The sequence below is a fragment of the Roseobacter sp. TSBP12 genome (assembly GCF_009129705.1).
GTDB lineage: Bacteria > Pseudomonadota > Alphaproteobacteria > Rhodobacterales > Rhodobacteraceae > Celeribacter > Celeribacter baekdonensis_A.
The window spans coordinates 74,024-95,211 of record NZ_PYIB01000041.1; the positions used below are offsets into that span (position 1 = coordinate 74,024).

Sequence of the window (21,188 nt, forward strand, 5' to 3'; positions counted from 1 at the left end):
AAAGGGTGGCGGCAATCAGATTTTTCAACATGCGGGTGTGTCCATGACCGATAAGAAATCAAACGCGATGTGGGGCGGGCGTTTCGCCGCCGGACCTGACGCGATTATGGAAGCGATCAATGCGTCCATTGGTTTCGACAAACGACTGGCCTCCCAAGATATCGCGGGTTCGCGCGCCCATGCTTTGATGCTTGCGCAACAGGGCATTATTACCGATAGCGATGCGCAGGCCATTCGGGAAGGCCTTCTCACGGTATTGTCAGAAATTGAAGCCGGTGAGTTCGTCTATTCCACAGCGCTTGAAGACATTCACATGAATGTCGAATCCCGGCTCAAAGAGATCATCGGCGAACCGGCTGGGCGGTTGCACACGGCGCGTTCGCGCAACGATCAGGTCGCCACCGATTTCAAACTTTGGACCCGCGATCAAATGGATGCAGCGGTTTCTGGCCTTGAGGCCTTGATCCGCGCGTTGATGGCGCAGGCCGAAAAGGGCGCTGATTGGGTCATGCCCGGCTTCACCCATTTGCAAACTGCGCAGCCGGTGACCTGGGGCCACCACATGATGGCCTATGTCGAAATGTTTGGCCGCGATATGTCTCGCTTCAAAGACGCACGCACCCGGATGAACGAAAGCCCGCTGGGCTCAGCGGCTCTGGCAGGCACGGGTTTCCCGATTGATCGCCATATGACCGCTGAGGCGCTGGGCTTTGACCGTCCGACCGCCAACTCTTTGGATGCCGTGGCCGATCGTGACTTCGGTCTCGAATTTTTGAGCTGCGCGTCCATCACCGCCATGCACCTGTCGCGTTTTGCCGAAGAGTTGGTGATCTGGTCCTCGGCGCAGTTCCGCTTTGTCGCGCTTTCGGACCGGTTCTCCACCGGCTCTTCGATCATGCCGCAAAAGAAAAACCCCGACGCCGCCGAATTGATCCGCGCCAAGGTGGGGCGGATTTTTGGCGCAAATGTCGCGTTGATGATGGTGATGAAAGGCCTGCCTCTGGCCTATTCCAAAGACATGCAAGAAGACAAAGAACAGGTCTTCGACGCCGCCGACAACCTTATGCTGGCCCTCGCCGCGATGACCGGGATGGTATCGGATATGAACGCCAACACCGACAATCTGCGCGCTGCCGCCGCCTCTGGGTTCTCCACTGCGACCGATCTTGCCGATTGGTTGGTGCGCGAAGCGGGCCTGCCGTTCCGCGACGCACATCATGTCACCGGCGCATTGGTGGCGATGGCTGAGAAAAAGGGCTGCGATTTGCCTGATCTGAGCCTGGAGGAGATGACATCCGTTCACGAAGCGATCACTGAAGGCGTCTATGATGTCTTAACGGTTGAAAATTCGGTCGCGTCTCGCACAAGCTACGGAGGCACGGCGCCCTCTCAGGTCCGTGCACAAATTGCGCGTTGGAAAGAGGTGCTCGGATGATCCGTTTTATATGTGCTGTGGCGATGATCGGCCTTGTGGGCTGTGGTGTGGATGGCGACCCTGTCAAGCCTGAGGTGGGCGTGTCGACCACCGTGGGCGTGAATTCCAAACGCGGAAGTTACACCGACACGTCGGTTAACATTCACATTCCGCTGAACTGACTGAGGGCCCTTGGGCCCGGCATCTGAAAGACCCTACATGGATCATTTCCTTTATAGAGACGGTGTTTTATACGCCGAAGACGTGCCCGTGTCTGACATCGCGGCACAGGTTGGCACGCCGTTTTATGTCTATTCCACCGCCACATTGACGCGCCATTACAATCTGTTCGACGAGGCCTTGGGCGGGATGGATCATCTGGTCTGTTTCGCGATGAAATCGAACTCGAACCTTGCCGTGCTCAAACTCATGGGTGAGCTGGGCGCGGGGATCGACGTGGTGTCGATCGGCGAGTATCTCAAGGCCAAGGCGGCGGGCCTGCCGGGGGATCGGATCGTGTTTTCCGGCGTGGGCAAAACCCGTGATGAAATGCGTCAGGCGTTGATCGGTGGTATTCGTCAGTTTAACGTCGAAAGCGAACCCGAGCTTGAGGCGCTCAATGAGGTGGCGATGTCTTTGGGCGTCAAAGCCCCGATTGCCCTGCGGGTGAACCCGGATGTGGACGCCAAAACCCACGCAAAAATTGCCACTGGGAAATCCGAAAACAAATTCGGTATTCCGATTGCCACATGCCGCGACGTCTATGCTCGCGCGGGCCAAATGCAGGGCATCGACGTGGTCGGTATTGATGTTCATATCGGCTCGCAATTGACCGAGCTTGCGCCGTTTGAACTGGCCTTTACCAAGGTGGCGGAATTGACCGAAGCCCTGCGCGCCGATGGTCACAACATTCGCCGACTTGATCTCGGCGGTGGTTTGGGCATTCCTTATGAGCGCTCAAATGAGGCCCCGCCGCTACCAGTGGAATATGGCGATGTGATCCGCAAAACCGTCGGCCATCTGGGCTGTGAGATCGAGATCGAGCCGGGGCGGCTGATTTCCGGCAATGCCGGGATTTTGGTGTCTTCGCTGATCTATCTCAAACATGGCGAAGGCCGCGATTTTCTCATCCTCGATGCGGCGATGAACGATCTCGTGCGGCCGTCGATGTATGACGCTCATCACGACATCATTCCAGTGATCGAACCCGATGCAGGTGTGGAACAATTGCCCTATGACATCGTTGGCCCGGTTTGCGAAACCGGCGATACCTTTGCCAAGGCCCGCAACATGCCGCTTTTGGCGGAGGGCGATTTGGTCGCGTTCCGTTCGGCGGGTGCTTACGGCGCGGTGATGGCGTCGGAATATAATTCCCGCCCGCTCATCCCAGAGGTTTTGGTGAAAGACGATCAATTCGCTGTCATCCGCCCGCGTCCGAGCTTTGAAGAGATGATAAATCGCGATACCATTCCTCAATGGCTTTGACATCCGCGCGATCCGGCGCGGTAAAATGGGCTGGATCGGGCAAACGTCATGGGATTTGACCAAGAAAAACGAACCCTCAACCTGAACGGGCCTTTGGCGCGGAGGGTGCGCTTTGCTTTGACTGCCACGGCTGCCGGGCTTTGGTTTGAGCGTATTGGGCAGGCCTTTTGGCCATTTTTCTCAGTTCTCGTGGGGTTCTGTGGCTTTGCGCTTTTAGGGCTGCATGATCTGTTTACGCCTTTGGCGCGAACGCTTGTTTTGGCCGGGGCCGCTTTGGGCGTTGTTGCCAGTTTCGGCGTGGGCCTTTGGCAGTTCCGCCGCCCACCGCCGCATGCGGCTTTGGCGCGGGTGGATGCGACCTTGCCGGGGCAGCCGTTGCAAGCGCTCACCGATACGCCCCTGATCGGCGGGGACGATCCAGCATCAAACAGCCTTTGGACGGCCCACCGCGCGCGTATGCTGACGCGTCTCAAAGATATACGCGCAATCGGCCCAACCCTGCGTCTGTCTGCCGCAGACCCCTATGCTTTGCGTTTGATGGCGCTCACGGCCCTTGGCATGGGTGGCCTGTTTGGCTCGCTTGAACAGGCCCGCACGACCACGGATTTGGGCACATCCGGGTCGAACATTGCCGCTGGGCCAAATTGGGAGGGCTGGGTGCAACCGCCAGCCTATTCGGGCAAGCCGACGCTCTATCTGGAGGATTTGAAAGACCGGTTTGACGTGCCGAAAGGCTCCAATGTGACCGTGCGCTTTTATGGCGAGGACGGGGTTTTGACACTGTCCGAAACCGTGTCCGGCGAACCGCTCTCGGGCACAAGTGCCGCGCCGGATTTTGCCGTGCGTCAACCGGGCGAGATCGAGATTGACGGTCCAACGGGGCGTTTGTGGGATGTGGCGCTACAGCCCGACGCGGCGCCCACGGTCGAGTTGATCGGCCCGATGACCCGCGCTCCTTCGGGTGAAACCCGGCAAAATTTCCGCCTCACCGATGATTTCGGCGTGGCGCGCGCGGTGTTGACGATCACCCGCGACCCGGAGGCGGTGGAAAAACGCTATGGCTATGTGCTGTCGCCTGAGGCGCGCCCGGCGCTTGAGGTTACTGTGCCGCTGCCGCAGATCGGGGATCGGCGCGAGATCGAGGGCATGATCGGCGAAAATCTGGCCCAACATCCGTTTGCGGGTCTGCCGGTTCAAATCTCTCTCACCGCGTGGGATGAGGCCGGGCAGGCCAGCGACGAGGCGATTGGCGAGGCCATTCTGCCGACTCGTCGGTTCTTTGATCCGCTGGCCGCGGCTTTGATTGATGTCCGTCAAGAGTTGCTGTGGAACCGCGAAAATGCCGCGCGCGCCGCCCAGGTGATCCGCGCGGTCACGGTTGATCCGACGCAACTGTTTGATGATATGCGCCATTATTTCCGCCTGCGCGAAGTGGTCGGTGTGATCGAGGGGCGCGAGAGCACTCTGACGGATGCGCAGCTTGGTGAGGTGACGGACGCGCTTTGGGAGATCGCGCTTTTGCTCGAAGATGGACAGTTGAAAGACGCGCTTGAGCGGCTGCATCGGGCCCAAGAGCGGCTGAGCCAAGCCATGCGGGACGGGGCAACGCCGGAGGAAATCCAAAAGCTGATGCAAGAGCTGCGCGAGGCGACCCGCGATTATATGCAGCAATTGGCTGAGCAGCAGGGTGAGCAAGGTGATGGCACCGACATGCCCGATCAAGGTCAGCAAGACGGCCAGCAGATCACCGGCGATCAGTTGCAACAATTGATGGACCGCATTCAGGAATTGATGGAGCAGGGCCGGATGGCCGAGGCGCAGCAGCTTTTGGACATGCTGGCCGAAATGCTTGAAAACATGCGTGTGACGCAAAGCGAGGGGCAGGGCCAAGGCGGCGAGAGCATGCAAGGCTTGCAAGACATGCTGCGCGACCAACAACAGCTCAACGATGATACGTTTTCTGACCTGCAAGAGCAGTTTGGCGGCGGTCAGCCGCGGAGCGAACAAGGGGATCAGGGCGAAGGCACACAAGAGGGCCAGCAACCCCAAGCAGGCGAAGGACAGGACGGTAAAGGGCAGGGCGCGGAGCCGAATGGTCAATCCTTGGCCGAACGCCAACAAGCGCTACGCGATCAACTGGCGCGCCAACGCCAGTCGATGAATGGTGCGGGCGGTGGCGACGAAGAGGGGCTTGGCGGGGCTTTGGATCGGGCGGATCGGGCGATGGATGAGGCCGAAGAGGCACTTGGCCAAAACGATTTGTCCGGCGCGCTCGACAGTCAGGCCGAGGCGATGGAAGCCCTGCGCGACGGGATGCGCCAGCTTGGCGAACAACAGGCGCAATCGCAGCAGGAGCAGGAGGGCCAGCAGGGCGAAGCAGGCGGGCAATCCGGCAGTGATCCAATGCGGCGTGATCCGCTTGGGCGCGCGGCCGGGGACACGGGGCAGTTTGGCTCAGATGAGCCGCTTTACGAGGGCGAGGACGTCTATCGCCGAGCAGAAGAACTCACCGATGAAATCCGCCGCCGCTCGGCCGAACAAGATCGCCCAGAAGACGAACGCAACTATTTAAACCGTCTTTTGGACCGGTTTTAAATGCGAGAGTGTTGATCTCGATTAGCTGTTGAGCTGGCTCAAAAGCGCGTTGAGGCGCGCACTTGCCGCCGACATGGCGCGGTCAAGCCAGGCGCGGAACCCATTTGCCACGGTCACATAGGCCTCCATCACACCCCCAAGCGCGGGGACCTTTTGCGCGATCAGTGGCGCAAAGAGATACAGCCCGACCAAGATCACGGTGAGAAGCACCAAAAGCCCAAAGCCCGTGCGGAAACTGGAGCGTTCTGCGCGGGCGCGGCGGGTGTCTTCGTCGGGCACTGTGCCGTCTTCGTCTCGGTCCGATGAGGCGCTGAGGGTGGAGTTGATTTCTTCGATGTCAGGCAACAGATCACGGCGTTTGCCGGTGACCGCGGCGGCACTCCCGGCAATGATCCCCGAATCCGCCGGATCAAGCCCGCGCAACCGGGCCATGCGGTCGCGAAGGCTCTTTTTGGCGGCGTCTTGGGATGGCTCTTCCAGTCCCAAATCGGGTTGGGATTCAAGCGGATCACTTTCCGGGCGACGCATGGTTTGGTCAAATTCGACCTCGGCGCGCAGGATGTCGCGCACGCTGTCTTTAAGCACAGAACTCCGCCGGGCCTCGTCGATTGGAGTGGCTTCATCTTCCAGAGCTGTGTCGTCCGCGCCATCGTCGATGTCCGGCTCAGGTTCCGCCTCCGCTTCGGGTGTGACCTCTGGCGCAGGAGTGGTTTTTGATTCTGGTGTTGGTTCTGCCTCGACTTCGGGCTCAGGCTCCGCGTCAAAATTGGGCACCTCGGCGGCGGCTGGTGCTGGGGCGTCAAAACCGGGTTGCTCTGGTGCCTCTTCAGGATGCTCGTAGCCCAGCTCTTCGGCCAGTTCCTTGTCCTGATGCGCGGGCTGTTGAAACCAAGTGTGACCACAGTTTGAGCATTGAACATCCCGCCCCGTGTCGGGAATGACACGTGCGTCAACTTCGTATTGCGCTCCGCAATTGGGACAAATAAGCCGCATTTTTTCCCCTGCCACAGCAAAATCCGTGCTTAGCACGTTTAGTTTGACGGAATTGTTAACGTCCCAAGCCAGATTGTCCATGTTTTTGCGACAGTTGCATTGAAAGCTTTTGACCAGTGAGGCAAAACTGTCGCGACAGAGAACAGGGGTTTGGGTGTGATCGAGTTTCATAATGCTGGCTACGGCTACGGGGGGCGAGAGCTTCTCACGGAGATGACGCTCTCGCTTGCGCCGGGCTCCTTTCACTTTTTAACCGGCCCGTCGGGGGCGGGCAAAACCACGTTCCTCAAACTGTGCTACCGCGAGCTTCAGGCGACGGCAGGGCGGGTTTCGATCCTTGGACAGGACACCCGCGAGATGGGGCGCGATGAGGTGGCCCAGCTCAGACGCAAGATCGGGGTGGTGCATCAGGATTGCCAGTTTCTGGATCATTTGAGTCTGGCCGAAAATGTGGCCCTGCCTTTGACCGTGGCTGACCGGCCGCGCGACGATCAGGATCTGGTGGACCTTTTGGCCTGGGTTGGATTGACGGAACAGATCAAAGCCAAGCCGCCCGAACTCTCCGGCGGCGAACGCCAGCGCGCCGCTTTGGCGCGGGCGGTGATCATGTCCCCCGATGTGATTTTGGCCGACGAGCCGACCGGCAACGTCGATTGGGAGATGTCTTTACGGCTGTTGCAATTGTTGGTCGAACTCAATCGCATGGGCAAAACCGTGGTGATTGCGACTCATGATATGCACTTGATCAGGCAAGCGAAATCGCAGGTGCAAGCGCGCGTTTTGCGGATTTCCAATCGACGCATCCAACAATCGGGGGCGGATCTATGAGAACCATTCTTTTGCCGTTCCTGAATTTTTCTGAAAGCGCGCAGGGCCGCGTTGTGCCACCCTCGGGTTTTACCGCGCGTCTGACGGTGCTGACCGCAGCGGCGATGGCGTTTTTGGCGGTGTTTGCGCTGGCTTTGTCTTTGGCGACGGGCCGATTGGCGGAGCGTTGGGGCAATGAGTTGGCGCGCGCTTCCACGGTACGCATTTCCGCGCCTGAAGATCAGGTCGACGCTCAGATCAAGGCAACGCTTGATGTGCTGAACACCACGCCGGGCGTCGCCTCGGCGCGGGCGTTGAGCCGGGACGAAGAGATGGCGCTGCTTGAGCCATGGTTCGGCCCGTCTTTGCCGGTTGATACCCTGCCTTTGCCCGCACTGATCGAAGTGATCGAGACGGCGGAGGGTTATGATGGTGAAGGCCTGCGATTGCGTTTGGCCGGAGAAGCGCCCGGCGCGGTCCTTGATGATCATAGTCGTTGGCGTCGTCCTTTGATCAAGGCAGCCAGTCGGCTTCGGTTCTTGGGCTATGTGTCCTTGATCTTGATGGCGGGGGTGACGGCGGGGATGATCACCCTTGCCGCCAATGCCGCACTTGCCGCCAATGCCCAAGTGATCCGCACCCTGCGTCTTGTCGGGGCCACGGACAGCTATATCGCCCGCGCCTTTGAACGCCGCTTTACGGTGCGCGGCTTTACCGGGGCCGTCATCGGTGCGTTTTTCGGCACCGTTGCCGTTGCGCTTTTGCCCTCTGCGCAGCAAGAAGGTGGATTTCTCACCGGGCTCGGCTTTTCCGGGCTACAGTGGTTCTGGCCCTGTGTGATCCCGCTGCTGGCGGCCTTCGTGGCGTTTCTGGCCACACGGTTTGCCGCGCTGCAAACCCTACGGAGATTGATGTGATGCCCTATCCGATCCAATGGATTCTCTCTTTGATCTTCGTGGTTCAGATGTATCTGGCGATGCTTGTGCTGGCGATTGTCTTTACGCCCTTCGCAATGATCAACCGGGTCTATGCCTATGCCGCGTGTCGGACCTATTGCCGTTGGGTGCGGTTTTCGGCGCGCTGGCTCGTCGGGCTGCGCTCGGACATTCGGGGCGATATCCCAACAGATGAGGTTTTGATCGCCTCCAAACACCAAAGTTTTTTCGACATCATCATGATCGTTTCGGTCGTCCCGCGGCCAAAATTCATCATGAAAAAGCAACTGAGTTTGACCCCGATTGTTGGCTATTACGCCAAGCGCATCGGCTGTGTCGCAGTGGATCGCGGCAAGCGCGGGCAGGCGATCAAAAAGATGGTTGCGGATGTGAAATCCGGTTCCACCTTGCCGGGGCAATTGATCATTTTCCCGCAAGGCACCCGAGTGGCTGCTGGAGTGCATATGCCGTATAAAGTGGGCACGGGTGTTCTGTATGAACAAACCGGGCAAGGCATCGTGCCCGCCGCCACCAATGTGGGCGTATTCTGGCCGCGTCGCGGCGTGTATCGCGCACGCGGTTTGGCCGTGGTCGAGTTCCTGCCCCGGATCACGCCAGGAAAGCCGATCAAAGAGGTTATGACAGAGCTGGAAGAGGTGATTGAAACTGCCTCTGATCAATTGATGGCTGAGGCTGGGTTTACGTTGCCGTCGCGTGCGACATAATTCGTCATCGTTGTGTCATCCTTTCGGGCTAGGCCGCCTGTAAAAGGAAGATGCAAGATGACGCCGATCAAAACCATTGAAGACCTTGAGGCGTTGTATGGTGTGCCCGGACCCGCCGCGACGCAAAAGGTGGCGCGTCGCGTCACACCGGAGTTTCGCATCTGGCTTGCCCGGTCGCGGTTTTGCATTCTCTCAACGGTGGGACCGGAGGGGACTGACGCCTCGCCGCGTGGCGACGACGGCGCTGTGGTGCGCGAATTGGATGCCGGGACGCTGGCTTTGCCGGATTGGCGTGGCAACAATCGGATCGACAGCCTGCGCAATATCGTCCGCGACCCTCGGGTCTCTTTGATGCTGTTTGTGCCGGGGTCCAATAATGTGGTGCGGATCAATGGCCGGGCGTTTGTCACCGGAGACGACGATCTGTGTCGGTCCTTTGAAAAGGACGGGCGTCATCCCCGGACCGTCATCGTGATCGAGATTGCTGAGATTTACACCCAATGCGCGCGCGCTTTGATCCGCTCCGGGCTTTGGGCTGCGGGGGACGAAAGTGAAGGCCTGCCGAGTGTGGGCGATATTTTGGCGGCGCTGACCGAGGGCCGTGTCGGCGGCAAAGCCTATGACGAAGAATGGCCGGAGCGCGCCGCGAACAGCATGTGGTAAAAACGCCGCGAGAAGGCGGCGTTTTGTCTGAAATAAATGTGTTAGGCCGCGAGTCCTTTTGACCCCACGTCCAGGAACTTCTTACGACGCTCTTTCAGGATCGCATCGGGCTTTTTCTTTTTCAGCGGTGCAAGCAGGGCTTCAATCGCTTTGCCAACGGCGGCGATGGTTGCTTGCGGGTCGCGTTGCGCGCCGCCCAGCGGTTCGGGAATAATCTGATCAATCACGCCGAGTTTCTGCAAATCCTGCGCGGTCAGGCGCAGGGCTTCTGCCGCCTCACGCATTTTCTCGGCGTCTTTCCAAAGGATCGAGGCGCAGCTTCTGGCGTGATCACCGAATAGACCGAATGTTCCAACATCGCGACCTTATTGGCCGAGGCGAAGGCGACAGCCCCGCCAGAACCGCCTTCGCCAATGATCACGGAGATCAGCGGCACTTTCAGTTGCAGGCATTTTTCCGTCGAGCGGGCGATGGCTTCGGATTGACCGCGCTCCTCGGCGCCTTTGCCGGGGTAGGCACCGGGGGTGTCGACCAAAGTGATGACCGGAAGGCCAAACCGATCCGCAAGCTCCATCAAACGGATGGCCTTGCGGTAGCCTTCGGGGCGCGCCATGCCGAAATTGCGTTCGATGCGCGATTTGGTGTCATGGCCCTTTTCCTGACCGATGACCACAACGGGTTGGTCATTAAACCGGGCCAGACCGCCCATCACCGCATGGTCATCAGCGAAATTGCGGTCTCCCGCCAAGGGGGTGTATTCGGTAAAAAGCGCCTCGATATAGTCGCGGCAATGCGGACGATCCGGATGACGCGCGACCTGGCATTTGCGCCAGGGACTCAAACCTTTGTAGAGGTCTTTCAAGATGTCGGCAGCTTTCTTATCAAGGCCGGCGGCCTCTTTTTCCACATCCATCTCCGCATTGGCCCGCGCCAAGGCGCGCAGTTCTTCGGCTTTGCCTTCGATTTCCGCAAGGGGTTTTTCGAATTCGAGATAATGGGTCATGCTGTACTCCGACACTGGTCTTGTCTGTATATGGCGATTTTCGCGCGCCGGTGCAACTCGGCAAGATTTGCAAAGCGCATCTATGCGAGGACATGGGGCGAAAGGGGCAAAAAATGGCACAAGATTACGATCATCGACTGTTGCGCGTGCTCACCTATATCGAGGCCAATTTGGAAGGGGATTTGTCGCTGGACCAATTGGCGGAGGTGGCCGCGCTCAGCCGATTCCATTTTCATCGGGTGTTTCGCGCGATGACCGGGGAAACCGTGGCACAGGCGGTGCGGCGCGTGCGGTTGCGCGCTGCGGCGGCTGAATTGTTGCGCGGAGGTGAGCCGATTGAGGCAATCGCCGCCCGGCATGGCTATCCCAATCTGTCCAGTTTTTCGCGCGCCTTTCGCGATCAAAATGGAATGAGTCCCGGCGCGTTTCGGGAGCGTGGCTTTGTCACGCCCCAGCCGTTGTCCGAGACACTGCCGCGGCAAAAGGAGTTTACCATGTACGACATCGACATTCGCGATATGCCCGCCCATCGCCTCGCTGCGATTGCGCATCTGGGCGATTATATGAAAGTGAACCAAGCCTTTGGCAAAGCCGGTGCCGTGCTTGGCGCGCGCGGGATGATGCAACAGGCGGGGCCGATGATTGGCGTCTATCTGGACGATCCGTCCTCGGTGCCTTTGGACGCGCTGCGCTCCTATGCGGGGATGAGTGTGCCGGAGGGGGCGTTGATCGAAGATCCGTTGGAAGAGATCGCTTTGGTCGGCGGCAAATATGCGGTTTTGCGCTATGTTGGCCCCTATGAGGGCCTGTCCAATGCCTATGCCACGCTGTTTGGGTCGTGGTTGCCGCAAAGCGGCGAAGTGCCTCGCGATGCGCCGCCTTATGAGCTTTATGAAAACACGCCGATGGACACAGCTCCCGAGGATTTGGTCACGCTGATCTGCGTGCCTTTGCAGTAAAAAATGCGCCCTGAGGATTGCTCCCCAGGCGCGCGTCACCTCAACAGTCAGGGCCTCCCCGCCCCAGCCGGAGGAGATCAGCTCTTGGCGATCAATTCGGACTGGGCCACGATGACCTCAGCCTGTTTGATCGACGCGATGTCAACGAGCCGGCCTTTGTACACGGTCGCGCCTTCGCCATTGGCTTTGGCGATTTCCATTGCGGCCAAAATCTCGCGGGCCTCTGCGACGGCTTCCTCGGAGGGGGTGAACACCTCATTGGCCAAGGCGATCTGTTTCGGGTGGATCGCCCATTTGCCGACCATGCCCAATGTTGCGGAGCGGCGCGCCTGTGCGCGGTAGCCTTCGTCATCGGAGAAATCGCCAAACGGACCATCGACCGGCAACACACCATGGGTGCGACAGGCGGCGACGATGGCGGTCTGGGCCCAATGCCACGGATCGGAATAGTGGCGGGTGTCGCCGTGCAGCATGTAGTAGTTTTCTTGTGTGCCGCCGATACCCGTGGTTTGCATGCCCATGCTTGCGGCAAAATCCGCAGCACCAAGGCTCATTGCCACCATGCGTGGGGAGCTTGCGGCGATCGCTTCGACATGGGCAATACCCGCCGCCGATTCGATGATCACTTCGAAATTGATCCGCTTGGTCCGGCCCTTGGCGCGCTCAATTGCGGTGACCAAGGCATCAACGGCATAAATGTCCTCGGCACAACCGACTTTCGGGATCATGATCTGATCCAGACGTTCACCGGCCTGTTCCAAAAGATCGACCACATCGCGATACCAATAGGGGGTGTCGAGCGAGTTGATCCGCACGGCCAGCGTTTTCTTACCCCAATCAATCGTGTTGATGGCTTCGATGATATTGGCGCGGGCGATGTCTTTGTCGGACGGCGCGACAGAATCCTCAAGGTCGAGGTTGATCACATCCGCGTCCGATGCCGCCATTTTCGGGAACAGTTTGGTGTTTGAGCCTGGGCCAAAAAGTTGGCACCGGTTTGGCCGTTCCACGGGGGTGGGCTGAAGGCGGAAGGACATGTCGGTTCCTTTCGGTAACGATGTTTCTAAATTTATGTTCGCATTGATATAATCTTGCGCAAATATCCGCAAGAGTCATTTTGCTCCTGCGGCAAATCCCGCATCAGTCCACAAACCAAGTTTATTTTTTGCCTATTTTGTACACATAAGAAAGTATCTCCCGATAATATGAAATAAATGACGTATTTATCCCAAAAGGACAGCGTTGCTGCCCAATTTTCGAAGCACATTGCAGCGATTCACCAGCACACTCATTCAAACGCAACTGGAGAGCTGCCATGATTGAAACGCCATATCTTCTTTTCCTCGGTGACGCCCCTGACCAACTGGCCGCAAAAGTGGCGCAGGGGATCAAGGACTGGCGCCCGGAATTTGCCCTTGGTCAATTCCGTATGGACGGCTGCAAAGCCGATATGAAATTGCCCGACATGGACCTCACCGAGGCCAAAGCGGCGGGCGCAAAGACGCTGGTGATCGGTGTGGCCAACCGGGGTGGCGTGATCAGCCCGGCTTGGAAAAAAGTTCTGATCCAGGCGCTGGAGGAGGGGTTCGATCTGGCATCGGGCCTTCATAACCTGCTGCGCGACGAGGAAGACCTCGTCGCCGTGGCCAAAGCCTGCGGTCGCACGTTGCATGACGTGCGTGTCCCTTCGGTGAAATACCCCATTGCCAATGGCGTAAAGCGGTCCGGCAAACGCTGTTTGGCTGTTGGCACCGATTGTTCGGTGGGGAAAATGTACACCGCGCTGGCAATGGACGCGGAAATGCGCGCTCAGGGAATGAAATCCACCTTCCGCGCCACGGGTCAGACCGGCATTCTGATCACCGGCGACGGCGTTCCTTTGGACGCGGTTGTGGCCGATTTCATGGCGGGATCGATCGAATATCTGACGCCCGACAATGACGATGATCATTGGGATTTGATTGAGGGTCAGGGCAGCCTGTTCCACGTCTCTTATTCTGGCGTGACCATGGCTTTGGTTCATGGCGGTCAACCGGATGCGCTGATCCTGTGTCACGAACCGACCCGCGAACATATGCGCGGCCTGCCGGGATATGCTTTGCCGACGCTTGAAGCGCTGCGCGATGTGGCGCTGACCTTGGCCAAAGTGGCAAACCCGGACTGTGTCGTGGTTGGCATCTCCGTGAACACCCAACACATGTCCGAAGAAGAGGCTGTCGCCTATCTCGGGCGGGTTGAAGCCGAGATGGGCCTGCCCGCGGTCGATCCGTTCCGCCATGGCGCGGCGCGTCTGGTCGCAGCATTGGCGAACGTCTAAGATTAAACGAGGGCGTCTTCGGGCGCCCTCATGTTTAGGCCCTCATATTTGTTAGGGAAGAGTTCATGACCAAGCTCACCGTCACCTCCGAGAGTTTCCGCTTGGCCGAGGTCTTTACCATCTCGCGCGGGTCGCGCACCGAGGCCAAAGTCCTGACCGTGCGCGCCACCGATGGCGATCTGATGGGGTGGGGCGAATGCGTGCCTTATGCGCGCTATGGCGAAAGCTTGAGAGCGTCACGGAGGAAATCATGACGCTGCCCGAGGACATCACGCGCGCGACCCTGCAAGAGGCGCTTCACCCCGGTGCCGCGCGCAACGCGGTGGATTGTGCGCTTTGGGATTTGGAAGCAAAGCGGGCCGGAAAACGCGTGTGGCAGATGTTGGGCCTGCCCGCGCCGATCCCGATGATCACCGCTTACACGCTCTCGCTCGGCACGCCCGAAAGCATGGAGGCCGCTGCCGCCAAACATGCTCATCGGCCGCTGTTGAAAATCAAACTCGGCACGCCCGATGACATGGCCCGGCTTGAGGCGGTGCGTCGCGGCGCGCCAAAATCGAAAATTATTGTGGACGCGAACGAGGGGTGGTCCGCCGAGGTCTATTCGGACCTTGCGCCGCATTTGGTGCGGCTTGGCGTGCAGCTTGTGGAGCAACCCTTGCCTGCGGGGCAGGATGATATGTTGGCGGAGATTGCGAGACCCCTTCCGGTCTGCGCCGACGAATCCTGTCATGATCGGGCGAGTCTCCCGGAGTTGAAGGGCAAATACGATGTCATCAACATCAAGCTCGACAAAACCGGGGGGCTCACCGAGGCCTTGGAATTGCGCAATGCGGCAAGGGCCGAGGGCTACGGCATCATGGTCGGCTGTATGGTCGGGACGTCTTTGGCGATGGCACCTGCGGTGCTTGTCGCCCAAGGGGCGCGCGTTGTGGACCTTGACGGACCTCTGCTTTTGGCCGAAGACCGTGCCGAACCATTAAAATTCGACGCGGAGGGCGTTCACCCGCCTGTTCGCGCGCTTTGGGGCTAAGCCCCGTCATTTAAGGAGATCATGATGACGCGCACCGTCTATGTGAACGGCGAATACCTGCCGGAAACCGAGGCCAAAGTATCCATTTTCGACCGTGGCTTCCTGATGGCGGATGCGGTGTATGAGGTCACATCGGTGATCGGCGGCAAGTTGATCGACTTTGCCGGCCACACCGCGCGTCTCGAACGCTCGCTGTCTGAACTTGAGATGGCGTCCCCGGTCACCATGGACGAACTGTTGGCGATCCACCGTGAATTGATCGCGAAAAACAACATCGACGAGGGTGGTGTCTACCTTCAGATCACCCGTGGCGCGGGCTCTGATCGCGATTTCGTCTGGCCGGACCCCGAAGAGGTACCGGGTGGCATCGTGCTTTTCACCTTCGCCAAGCCGCTTTTGAATTCCAAAACCATGGACGAGGGCATCAAGGTGATTTCCGTCGAGGACCTGCGTTGGGGCCGTCGCGACATCAAAACCACCCAGCTTCTCTACCCGTCTTTTGCCAAGATGCAGGCGAAACGCGCCGGGTGTTCAGATGCGTGGCTGGTCGAAGATGGCTTTGTGACCGAGGGCTACGCCAACAACGCCTATATCGTCAAAGATGGCACGATCATCACCCGCCAACTGTCCAACGACATCCTCCACGGCATCACCCGTGCCGCGATCCTGCGCTTTGCCGAAGAAGCACAGATCAAGGTCGAGGAACGCCCCTTTAGCATCAAAGAGGCGCAGGAGGCGGATGAGGCGTTTGTGACCTCCGCGACCGGGTTCTCTCAGCCGGTGATCGAGATTGATGGCGCGATGATTGCCGATGGCAAGCCGGGCCCGATCGCCAAGCGCCTGCGTGAGATTTACGTCGAAGAGATGCTGAAAACCGCGATTTGATCCGATTGTTTTCATGTAAAAGGCACCGTCTCTCGCGAGGCGGTGCCTTTTTCGTGTCTTACCGTCGGGGTCAGGCCCTGGGTGCCTTGAAAGTCGCGCCTTTTATAGGAGGATTTCAAAAATACTCGACGGATCGGCTGGCAAATTCGCGGCGGTGATACCATTGAGCACAGCCACTGTTTCACCCAGATAGGTGACCGCAAGCCCCTCAGGCGTGTCAGAAAAACTCAGTTCTTCGTTGGTCAATTCCTGAAGATTGTTGCCATAGACATCCACAATGAGCTTGTCCTCGCTCAGGTCGAAATCGGTGACGGTGATCGCGGTTTCCGCAATATCGCGCTGGAAGGCGGCGGCAATCGAGTCGGCCCCGGTGCCGCCGGTGACCTGATCGCCATTATCGGCGAAAATCACATCATTGCCCGCGCCACCGATCAAGTGATCGGAGGTATCGCCGGTCTCAGGCGGAAGATTGCCCGAGGTGGCGAGCTCATCCACGACGTCATAGCCATAGAGAATGTCGTCACCCTCTCCGCCGCTCAAAACATTCGCACCCGAGATATCGACAATCGTATCATTCCCATCTTGGCCAAGCACCGTGTCATTGCCGCCTTGCAAGTAGATCTGGGCGTTGTCTTCCAGATTGCCGGCGGTCAGGCCAAAGCCATAGGTGTCATCCCCACCGCCAAGCTCAATGCGATCATCGCCCCAGCCGCCTTCGGCAATATCGTTACCCGTCCCAGCGTAGATGAAATCGTTTCCGCTATTGCCGACGAGGGTGTCATCTCCGCCTCCGCTGGTGATGGTGTCATCGCCACCGCCAGCAAAAATCGTATCATCTGATGAAGTGCCGATGATATGTTCCCGCGCATCTGTACCGTTGAACACCTCGCCTTCGGTCACGGCGTGGTCGTATATCGCGTCATAATATCCAGCCACTCCGCTGGCGTAGATTGTTATATTTGGGAAATCGTCTTCGGTCAGCCCGGCAAGAACGGCCACTTCGGTCCCATCAATGTCGATGGCCAAACCGGCGTCGGTGTCGCGATAGGTGAGTGTGGAGTCGTTTTCTGGGGTATGGAGTTCGCCCGACGTGAGGTGGCTGAGATCCCGGTCCAACCACTTGATGATAAGATCATCTTCGTCGGTGTTGAAATCGGTGATGAAGACGCTGTCAGTGTCCCCAGACTGAAACAGGCCAAAGGTATCGGCGCCCGCGCCGCCGGTCATTGTGTCGCCATCGTCACCCACGATGTAGTCATCGCCGTTGTCGCCAAACAACATGTCCGGGGCCTCTGTGCCCTTGGCATCCAGGCCAAATATCCTGTCGTTACCGTCTCCACCGTGGAGGATGTTTGCGCCAATCTCGTCGATCATCAGGTCATCGCCCGCGCCGCCGTCGATGTAATCATCGCCGGTTTCCATATATCCGGAGCCAGTTATCTCATCATCACCCGACGAAATCCCTGAATAATCGTTGCCCCCGCCCAAGAACAAATAATCGTTGCCATAGCCGCCCTCGACGGTGTCATCGCCCTTGCCGCCATAGATCACGTCATCGCCACCATTGCCTTCGACATAATCGTCACCCGACCCGGCGTGAGCCAGTCATTGCCGGAGCCAAGCGAGATTGTGTCGTTGCCGCCATAGCCCTGAACAAGGTCATCACCGCCGTTGGTGACAATCTCTTCGCCGCCCATGGTGCCAAGAATTTCCTCGCTCTCCTCCGTGCCTTCATAGGCGTCGTCCGTCGAAGCCATTTCGATCGTTGTTTCCGGTGTGGGCTGTTCTGGCATATCCTCTATCGGATCGTCATCCGTCTCTGTGTCGTCAGACGAGTCCCCGAGATCCAAAGCGTAAACCGCGCCGATCAGCATTGGCAAAGCAAGCAGTGCAAGAAGCATTTTCAAATCCTTGAGCTTGTAAAAATTCGGTGTTGGAAAAATCGAAAAACACCCTTGTTCGGCTATTTCAGAGCGGGGTGTTTTGGTCAATAAACTATTAATATTACAATGGGTTACGCGCAACAATATCTCAAATTTCGCGGGATTGTTGCGCGAGGGAAAGCTATGATTTGTCAGCTTCGCCTACGTTTTCGGCAAAAGCCGTTTTGAAGGCGGCGTGTTGTTCGGCGCTGGCTTCTGTCTGAGACTGGGCTTTCCAGTCCTCATAGGGCATGCCGTAATACAGCTCACGCGCCTCGTCTTTGCTCATTTCAATACCGCGCTCATGGGCGGCTTCTTGCACCCAACGCGACAGGCAATTGCGGCAAAACCCGGCCAGATTCATCATGTCGATGTTTTGCACATCGGTGCGCTTTTCCATCAAATGCGCGCGTAAGGTACGAAAGGCGGCGGCCTCAAGTTCGATCATGGTTTTTGCGTCGATTTGGTCCATTTGACTTATCCTTTCACACGTTTTGCATAGGCGGCTTTGTTCATGTCGCGGACATCTACAGAGAGGCTGCCGACATTGGGCAGCACCGCATCCATCGCGTGCAACACGATGTCGGACAGTCGTGCCTTGGTGTCATCCGCGCGCCCGGCCAAAAGGTAAAGCGTGGCATGGGCGAAGGTCTGCGGTTCGGTTCCGATGTGGAAATAGGGTTGCGGTCGGGCGCGGATTTTGAGTGCGGGCGCGTTGATTTCGACATCCAAAATCAGCGCGTCAAACACGGATTTACAGAGCAAATCAATGTCAAAGCTGTCTTCTAAACCAGCGGAAAAATCAATCACGACATGGGGCATGGGTTACAGTCCTGTTGCTTTGAGGGTCTCGGTTAAAATCGGTGCCAAAAGCCCCGCCCAACGGAGCTGATCCGCCTCAGTTTCGATCAGATCAGAGCGCAGTTCAATCAACAGGTTGAGCCGTCCGTGTTTGAGCGCATGGATGTCAATCGCATCGCCGGGGAGGTGGCCGTCATAGGGTTCGTTGTCGCCAATCACCAACCGTTCACCGCGCTGCTCAACCTCGGCTTTCAAGGTCGGTGAAGCCTCCAGCGCCTTGATAAACGGGTCGGTGAAGCGGCGATCATAGGCCGACAAGATGCCGATTTGCCACGGGCGGGGCGGGCGGGTTTTGAGTTGCGGCGTAAAGGAATGCACCGCACAGATCACCACGTTGTCACGCTGTGCGGCAAGCGCTTCATACGCCATATGATAGGGGCGATGATAGGCGTTGAGGCGGCGTTCGACTTCTGCGGCGTCAGCATTGCGATTGCCGGCAATGATCGTGCCATCGTAGAGTTTCATCACCAAAGTCGGGTCGGTTTCGCCACGATTTGGGTCGATCACAAGCCGCGAAAAATCGGTTTCGATGCTGGGGCTGTTCAACAGGCGCGCCAATTCCCGCGTGACCCCACGCGCGCCAATGTCATAGGCAATATGGCGCTGCATGTCGGCCTCAGAGATGCCAAGATCGCCGCCCAATTCCTCAGGCACGCGGTTCGTCGCGTGATCGCAGGTCACCAGAAACCGACCTGGACGATCCGCGCCAAAGATGAGAAATGGGGTTTTTTCGGTCATTTTAACGTCACCTTGCCATGTCATTCCCCAATACGCGCTTTGATGGGAAAGGGCCAGTTGTGCCGCAAGGCCATTTGCGGCATAGAGGGGGTGGCCCGCCGCGAACCTACAAGAACCGAGAGGATTAAAGGCATAATGAGACGCCTTCGGAATGTGAAAATCGTGGCCACTTTGGGCCCCGCTTCCAATGACTATACCACCATCCGCGCGCTGTCAGAGGCCGGTGCGGATGTGTTTCGTTTGAATATGAGCCATGGCGACCATGAAGAAATCCGTGCCCGCCATGCAATCATTCGCAAGATCGAAACCGATCTTGGTCGCCCGATTGCGATTTTGGCCGACCTACAGGGGCCGAAATTGCGGGTGGGTAAATTTGCCTCCGGTGCGCATGATTTGGAGGAGGGCGACAAGTTCCGCCTCGATCTGGACGCGGCGGATGGTGATGGCAAACGCGTGCAACTGCCGCACCCCGAAATTTTTGCCGCCCTCAAACCCGGCGCTTCGCTGTTGGTCAATGATGGCAAAATTCGCCTGACCGTCGAAGATTGCGGCAAAGATTACGCCAATTGCGTTGTGGTGGTTGGCGGGACGATTTCGAACCGCAAAGGTGTGAACGTTCCCGATGTGGTGTTGCCGCTGGCCGCACTGTCGCCGAAAGACCTTAAAGATCTCGAATTCGTCTGCGAACTCGGCGTCGATTGGGTGGCGCTGTCTTTTGTGCAGCGTCCCGAAGATGTGCTTCAGGCCAAGGAGCTGGTCAAAGGCCGCGCCTCGGTTTTGGCGAAGATCGAAAAACCCTCCGCCGTGGAGAGTTTTGATGACATTCTGGCCGTCTCTGACGGGATCATGGTCGCGCGCGGTGATTTGGGCGTGGAACTGCCGGTTCAGGCCGTTCCGCCAATCCAAAAACGCCTGACGCGCAAATGTCGCGCGGCGGCCAAGCCGGTGATTGTGGCGACCCAGATGCTTGAGAGCATGATCGAAAGCCCGATGCCAACCCGTGCCGAGGTCTCTGACGTGGCCACCGCCATCTATGAAGGCGCGGATGCGATCATGTTGTCGGCGGAATCTGCGGCGGGGAATTACCCGGTCGAGGCCGTGACCACGATGAGCAATGTGGCCAAAGAGGTCGAAAACGATCCGGTCTACCGCGATGTTTTGGATGCCTCGCGCTCTGGCACCAAAAAGAAAACCGTGGCCGATGCGATCGTGTCCGCCGCGCGTGAAATCGCCGAAACCACCGAGATCAAAGCCATCGTGTGTTATTCCGAATCCGGCACCACGGCGGCGCTCACCGCGCGCGAACGGCCGCATGTGCCGATCATTGCCATGACCTCGCGCCGGGGCACCGCGCGCAAGCTCTGCCTCTATTGGGGGATGCACTGCGTCATGACCGGCGAAGTCGAACGGTTCAAAATGGCCGTGGTCAATGCGGCGCGTGCGGCGCGGACCTCGGGCTTTGCCACAGAGGCCGACAAAATCGTCGTCATCGCTGGCATTCCGTTCAACCAACCGGGATCGACCAACATCTTGCGTGTCGCGCCCTGCGAGGAACGCTTGATTTTCAACACCGATCCCGAATAATGGCCGCAGCGTAAGGCCTTTCAAAGGAACGGCATGATGGATACGGATCTTTTTCTCGTGCTGGGCACCGCGATTTGTGTGCTCGCAGTTCCGGCCTTTGTCAGCGCCTTTTCCGACAGTCGTCCCCCACGGGGGGCGGCGATCATGGTGATGATCGGCGGCGGGCTTTTGGTCGCCGCCGTCACCAAACACCCCGGTGGATATGCCATCAACGACATCCCGGATGCCGTGATGCGGGTGATTGGGCATTATTTCTAAGCCATCTGAAA

The 21,188-nt window shown here is 58.3% G+C and carries 20 protein-coding genes and 2 pseudogenes; 14 read left to right on the forward strand and 8 right to left on the reverse strand.

Annotation, left to right across the window (positions count from 1 at the left end):
• Positions 1–43 precede the first annotated feature (43 nt).
• Genes argH through C8029_RS12045 form a run of 4 tightly spaced genes read left to right on the forward strand, consistent with a single transcriptional unit; the run spans position 44 to position 5,494 of the window.
• Entirely contained in the window at positions 44–1,435 is a 1,392-nt protein-coding gene (gene argH / locus C8029_RS12035; RefSeq protein ID WP_040402398.1) for an argininosuccinate lyase, read from the forward strand.
• Positions 1,432–1,596 (forward strand): hypothetical protein, encoded by a 165-nt coding sequence (locus C8029_RS22055; protein WP_176832867.1) that lies wholly within the window; start codon positions 1,432–1,434, stop codon positions 1,594–1,596. Before argH ends, C8029_RS22055 begins: the two co-directional genes overlap by 4 nt.
• Positions 1,597–1,633: 37 nt before the next feature.
• Complete coding sequence (lysA, locus tag C8029_RS12040) at positions 1,634–2,899, forward strand: diaminopimelate decarboxylase (RefSeq protein ID WP_152002965.1); 1,266 nt, start codon at positions 1,634–1,636, stop codon at positions 2,897–2,899.
• Between the two features lie 48 nt (positions 2,900–2,947).
• Positions 2,948–5,494, forward strand: coding sequence for a DUF4175 domain-containing protein (locus C8029_RS12045; RefSeq protein ID WP_152002966.1), 2,547 nt, complete (start codon positions 2,948–2,950; stop codon positions 5,492–5,494).
• Positions 5,495–5,515: 21 nt separating this feature from the next.
• On the opposite strand, the gene C8029_RS12050 is transcribed toward C8029_RS12045, so the two are convergent.
• Positions 5,516–6,487 carry a zinc-ribbon domain-containing protein gene (locus C8029_RS12050; RefSeq protein ID WP_157789810.1) on the reverse strand — a complete coding sequence of 324 codons (972 nt, stop codon included), beginning with the start codon at positions 6,485–6,487 and terminating at the stop codon, positions 5,516–5,518.
• A 156-nt stretch (positions 6,488–6,643) separates the two neighbouring features.
• On the opposite strand from C8029_RS12050, the gene C8029_RS12055 reads away from it, so the two are divergent.
• From C8029_RS12055 to C8029_RS12070, 4 genes are read left to right on the forward strand one after another with little or no spacing between them, the layout of a single operon-like run.
• Positions 6,644–7,315 (forward strand): cell division ATP-binding protein FtsE, encoded by a 672-nt coding sequence (locus C8029_RS12055; RefSeq protein ID WP_009572378.1) that lies wholly within the window; start codon positions 6,644–6,646, stop codon positions 7,313–7,315.
• Positions 7,312–8,211: a cell division protein FtsX gene (locus C8029_RS12060; protein ID WP_009572379.1), complete on the forward strand. Its 900-nt coding sequence runs from the start codon at positions 7,312–7,314 to the stop codon at positions 8,209–8,211. Before C8029_RS12055 ends, C8029_RS12060 begins: the two co-directional genes overlap by 4 nt.
• Complete coding sequence (locus C8029_RS12065; protein ID WP_009572380.1) at positions 8,211–8,954, forward strand: lysophospholipid acyltransferase family protein; 744 nt, start codon at positions 8,211–8,213, stop codon at positions 8,952–8,954. The genes C8029_RS12060 and C8029_RS12065 overlap by 1 nt, the downstream gene beginning before the upstream one ends.
• A gap of 57 nt (positions 8,955–9,011) precedes the next feature.
• Positions 9,012–9,617 carry a pyridoxamine 5'-phosphate oxidase family protein gene (locus C8029_RS12070; protein ID WP_009572381.1) on the forward strand — a complete coding sequence of 202 codons (606 nt, stop codon included), beginning with the start codon at positions 9,012–9,014 and terminating at the stop codon, positions 9,615–9,617.
• Positions 9,618–9,658: 41 nt separating this feature from the next.
• On the opposite strand, the pseudogene C8029_RS12075 reads toward C8029_RS12070, so the two are convergent.
• Positions 9,659–10,620 (reverse strand): annotated as a pseudogene (locus tag C8029_RS12075) (acetyl-CoA carboxylase carboxyltransferase subunit alpha).
• Between the two features lie 113 nt (positions 10,621–10,733).
• Here C8029_RS12075 and C8029_RS12080 point away from each other — a divergent pair.
• Positions 10,734–11,579, forward strand: coding sequence for an AraC family transcriptional regulator (locus C8029_RS12080; RefSeq protein WP_152002967.1), 846 nt, complete (start codon positions 10,734–10,736; stop codon positions 11,577–11,579).
• A gap of 77 nt (positions 11,580–11,656) precedes the next feature.
• On the opposite strand, the gene C8029_RS12085 is transcribed toward C8029_RS12080, so the two are convergent.
• Positions 11,657–12,616: an L-malyl-CoA/beta-methylmalyl-CoA lyase gene (locus C8029_RS12085; RefSeq protein ID WP_009572384.1), complete on the reverse strand. Its 960-nt coding sequence runs from the start codon at positions 12,614–12,616 to the stop codon at positions 11,657–11,659.
• Positions 12,617–12,894: 278 nt separating this feature from the next.
• Between C8029_RS12085 and dgcN the strand changes: the two genes are divergently transcribed.
• The 3 genes and pseudogenes from dgcN (at position 12,895) to C8029_RS12100 (ending at position 15,814) form a co-directional block, all read left to right on the forward strand.
• Positions 12,895–13,896, forward strand: a complete 1,002-nt coding sequence (gene dgcN, locus C8029_RS12090) for an N-acetyltransferase DgcN (protein ID WP_009572385.1) — start codon at positions 12,895–12,897, stop codon at positions 13,894–13,896.
• Between the two features lie 65 nt (positions 13,897–13,961).
• A pseudogene (gene dgcA / locus C8029_RS12095) lies at positions 13,962–14,929 on the forward strand (N-acetyl-D-Glu racemase DgcA).
• Positions 14,930–14,953: 24 nt separating this feature from the next.
• The gene (locus C8029_RS12100; protein ID WP_152002968.1) at positions 14,954–15,814 is read left to right on the forward strand and encodes a D-amino-acid transaminase; all 861 of its coding nucleotides are present in this window, start codon (positions 14,954–14,956) and stop codon (positions 15,812–15,814) included.
• A gap of 102 nt (positions 15,815–15,916) precedes the next feature.
• Here C8029_RS12100 and C8029_RS12105 read toward each other — a convergent pair whose 3' ends face one another.
• From C8029_RS12105 to C8029_RS12125, 5 genes are all read right to left on the reverse strand, one after another.
• Positions 15,917–17,419: a calcium-binding protein gene (locus C8029_RS12105; RefSeq protein WP_353617603.1), complete on the reverse strand. Its 1,503-nt coding sequence runs from the start codon at positions 17,417–17,419 to the stop codon at positions 15,917–15,919.
• Positions 17,362–17,715, reverse strand: a complete 354-nt coding sequence (locus tag C8029_RS22745) for a hypothetical protein (protein WP_152002970.1) — start codon at positions 17,713–17,715, stop codon at positions 17,362–17,364. The genes C8029_RS12105 and C8029_RS22745 overlap by 58 nt, the downstream gene beginning before the upstream one ends.
• Positions 17,716–17,878: 163 nt before the next feature.
• Entirely contained in the window at positions 17,879–18,199 is a 321-nt protein-coding gene (locus C8029_RS12115; RefSeq protein WP_040402437.1) for a DUF1244 domain-containing protein, read from the reverse strand.
• A gap of 14 nt (positions 18,200–18,213) precedes the next feature.
• Entirely contained in the window at positions 18,214–18,558 is a 345-nt protein-coding gene (locus C8029_RS12120; protein ID WP_152002971.1) for a 5-carboxymethyl-2-hydroxymuconate Delta-isomerase, read from the reverse strand.
• Between the two features lie 3 nt (positions 18,559–18,561).
• The gene (locus C8029_RS12125) at positions 18,562–19,335 is read right to left on the reverse strand and encodes an N-formylglutamate amidohydrolase (protein WP_152002972.1); all 774 of its coding nucleotides are present in this window, start codon (positions 19,333–19,335) and stop codon (positions 18,562–18,564) included.
• A gap of 135 nt (positions 19,336–19,470) precedes the next feature.
• Here C8029_RS12125 and pyk point away from each other — a divergent pair, with 135 nt between their 5' ends.
• Positions 19,471–20,919, forward strand: coding sequence for a pyruvate kinase (gene pyk, locus C8029_RS12130; RefSeq protein WP_152002973.1), 1,449 nt, complete (start codon positions 19,471–19,473; stop codon positions 20,917–20,919).
• 36 nt (positions 20,920–20,955) lie between these two features.
• Positions 20,956–21,177: a hypothetical protein gene (locus C8029_RS12135; protein WP_009572393.1), complete on the forward strand. Its 222-nt coding sequence runs from the start codon at positions 20,956–20,958 to the stop codon at positions 21,175–21,177.
• Positions 21,178–21,188: the final 11 nt, after the last annotated feature.

Bases quoted from the DNA above. Each gene is read 5' to 3' on its own strand.
- argH (WP_040402398.1), top strand. From the start codon at position 44: ATGACCGATAAGAAATCAAACGCGATGTGGGGCGGGCGTTTCGCCGCC.
- C8029_RS22055 (WP_176832867.1), top strand. From the start codon at position 1,432: ATGATCCGTTTTATATGTGCTGTGGCGATGATCGGCCTTGTGGGCTGT.
- lysA (WP_152002965.1), top strand. From the start codon at position 1,634: ATGGATCATTTCCTTTATAGAGACGGTGTTTTATACGCCGAAGACGTG.
- C8029_RS12045 (WP_152002966.1), top strand. From the start codon at position 2,948: ATGGGATTTGACCAAGAAAAACGAACCCTCAACCTGAACGGGCCTTTG.
- C8029_RS12050 (WP_157789810.1), bottom strand. From the start codon at position 6,487: ATGCGGCTTATTTGTCCCAATTGCGGAGCGCAATACGAAGTTGACGCA.
- C8029_RS12060 (WP_009572379.1), top strand. From the start codon at position 7,312: ATGAGAACCATTCTTTTGCCGTTCCTGAATTTTTCTGAAAGCGCGCAG.
- C8029_RS12065 (WP_009572380.1), top strand. From the start codon at position 8,211: ATGCCCTATCCGATCCAATGGATTCTCTCTTTGATCTTCGTGGTTCAG.
- C8029_RS12070 (WP_009572381.1), top strand. From the start codon at position 9,012: ATGACGCCGATCAAAACCATTGAAGACCTTGAGGCGTTGTATGGTGTG.
- C8029_RS12080 (WP_152002967.1), top strand. From the start codon at position 10,734: ATGGCACAAGATTACGATCATCGACTGTTGCGCGTGCTCACCTATATC.
- C8029_RS12085 (WP_009572384.1), bottom strand. From the start codon at position 12,616: ATGTCCTTCCGCCTTCAGCCCACCCCCGTGGAACGGCCAAACCGGTGC.
- dgcN (WP_009572385.1), top strand. From the start codon at position 12,895: ATGATTGAAACGCCATATCTTCTTTTCCTCGGTGACGCCCCTGACCAA.
- C8029_RS12100 (WP_152002968.1), top strand. From the start codon at position 14,954: ATGACGCGCACCGTCTATGTGAACGGCGAATACCTGCCGGAAACCGAG.
- C8029_RS22745 (WP_152002970.1), bottom strand. From the start codon at position 17,715: ATGCTTCTTGCACTGCTTGCTTTGCCAATGCTGATCGGCGCGGTTTAC.
- C8029_RS12120 (WP_152002971.1), bottom strand. From the start codon at position 18,558: ATGCCCCATGTCGTGATTGATTTTTCCGCTGGTTTAGAAGACAGCTTT.
- C8029_RS12125 (WP_152002972.1), bottom strand. From the start codon at position 19,335: ATGACCGAAAAAACCCCATTTCTCATCTTTGGCGCGGATCGTCCAGGT.
- pyk (WP_152002973.1), top strand. From the start codon at position 19,471: ATGAGACGCCTTCGGAATGTGAAAATCGTGGCCACTTTGGGCCCCGCT.
- C8029_RS12135 (WP_009572393.1), top strand. From the start codon at position 20,956: ATGGATACGGATCTTTTTCTCGTGCTGGGCACCGCGATTTGTGTGCTC.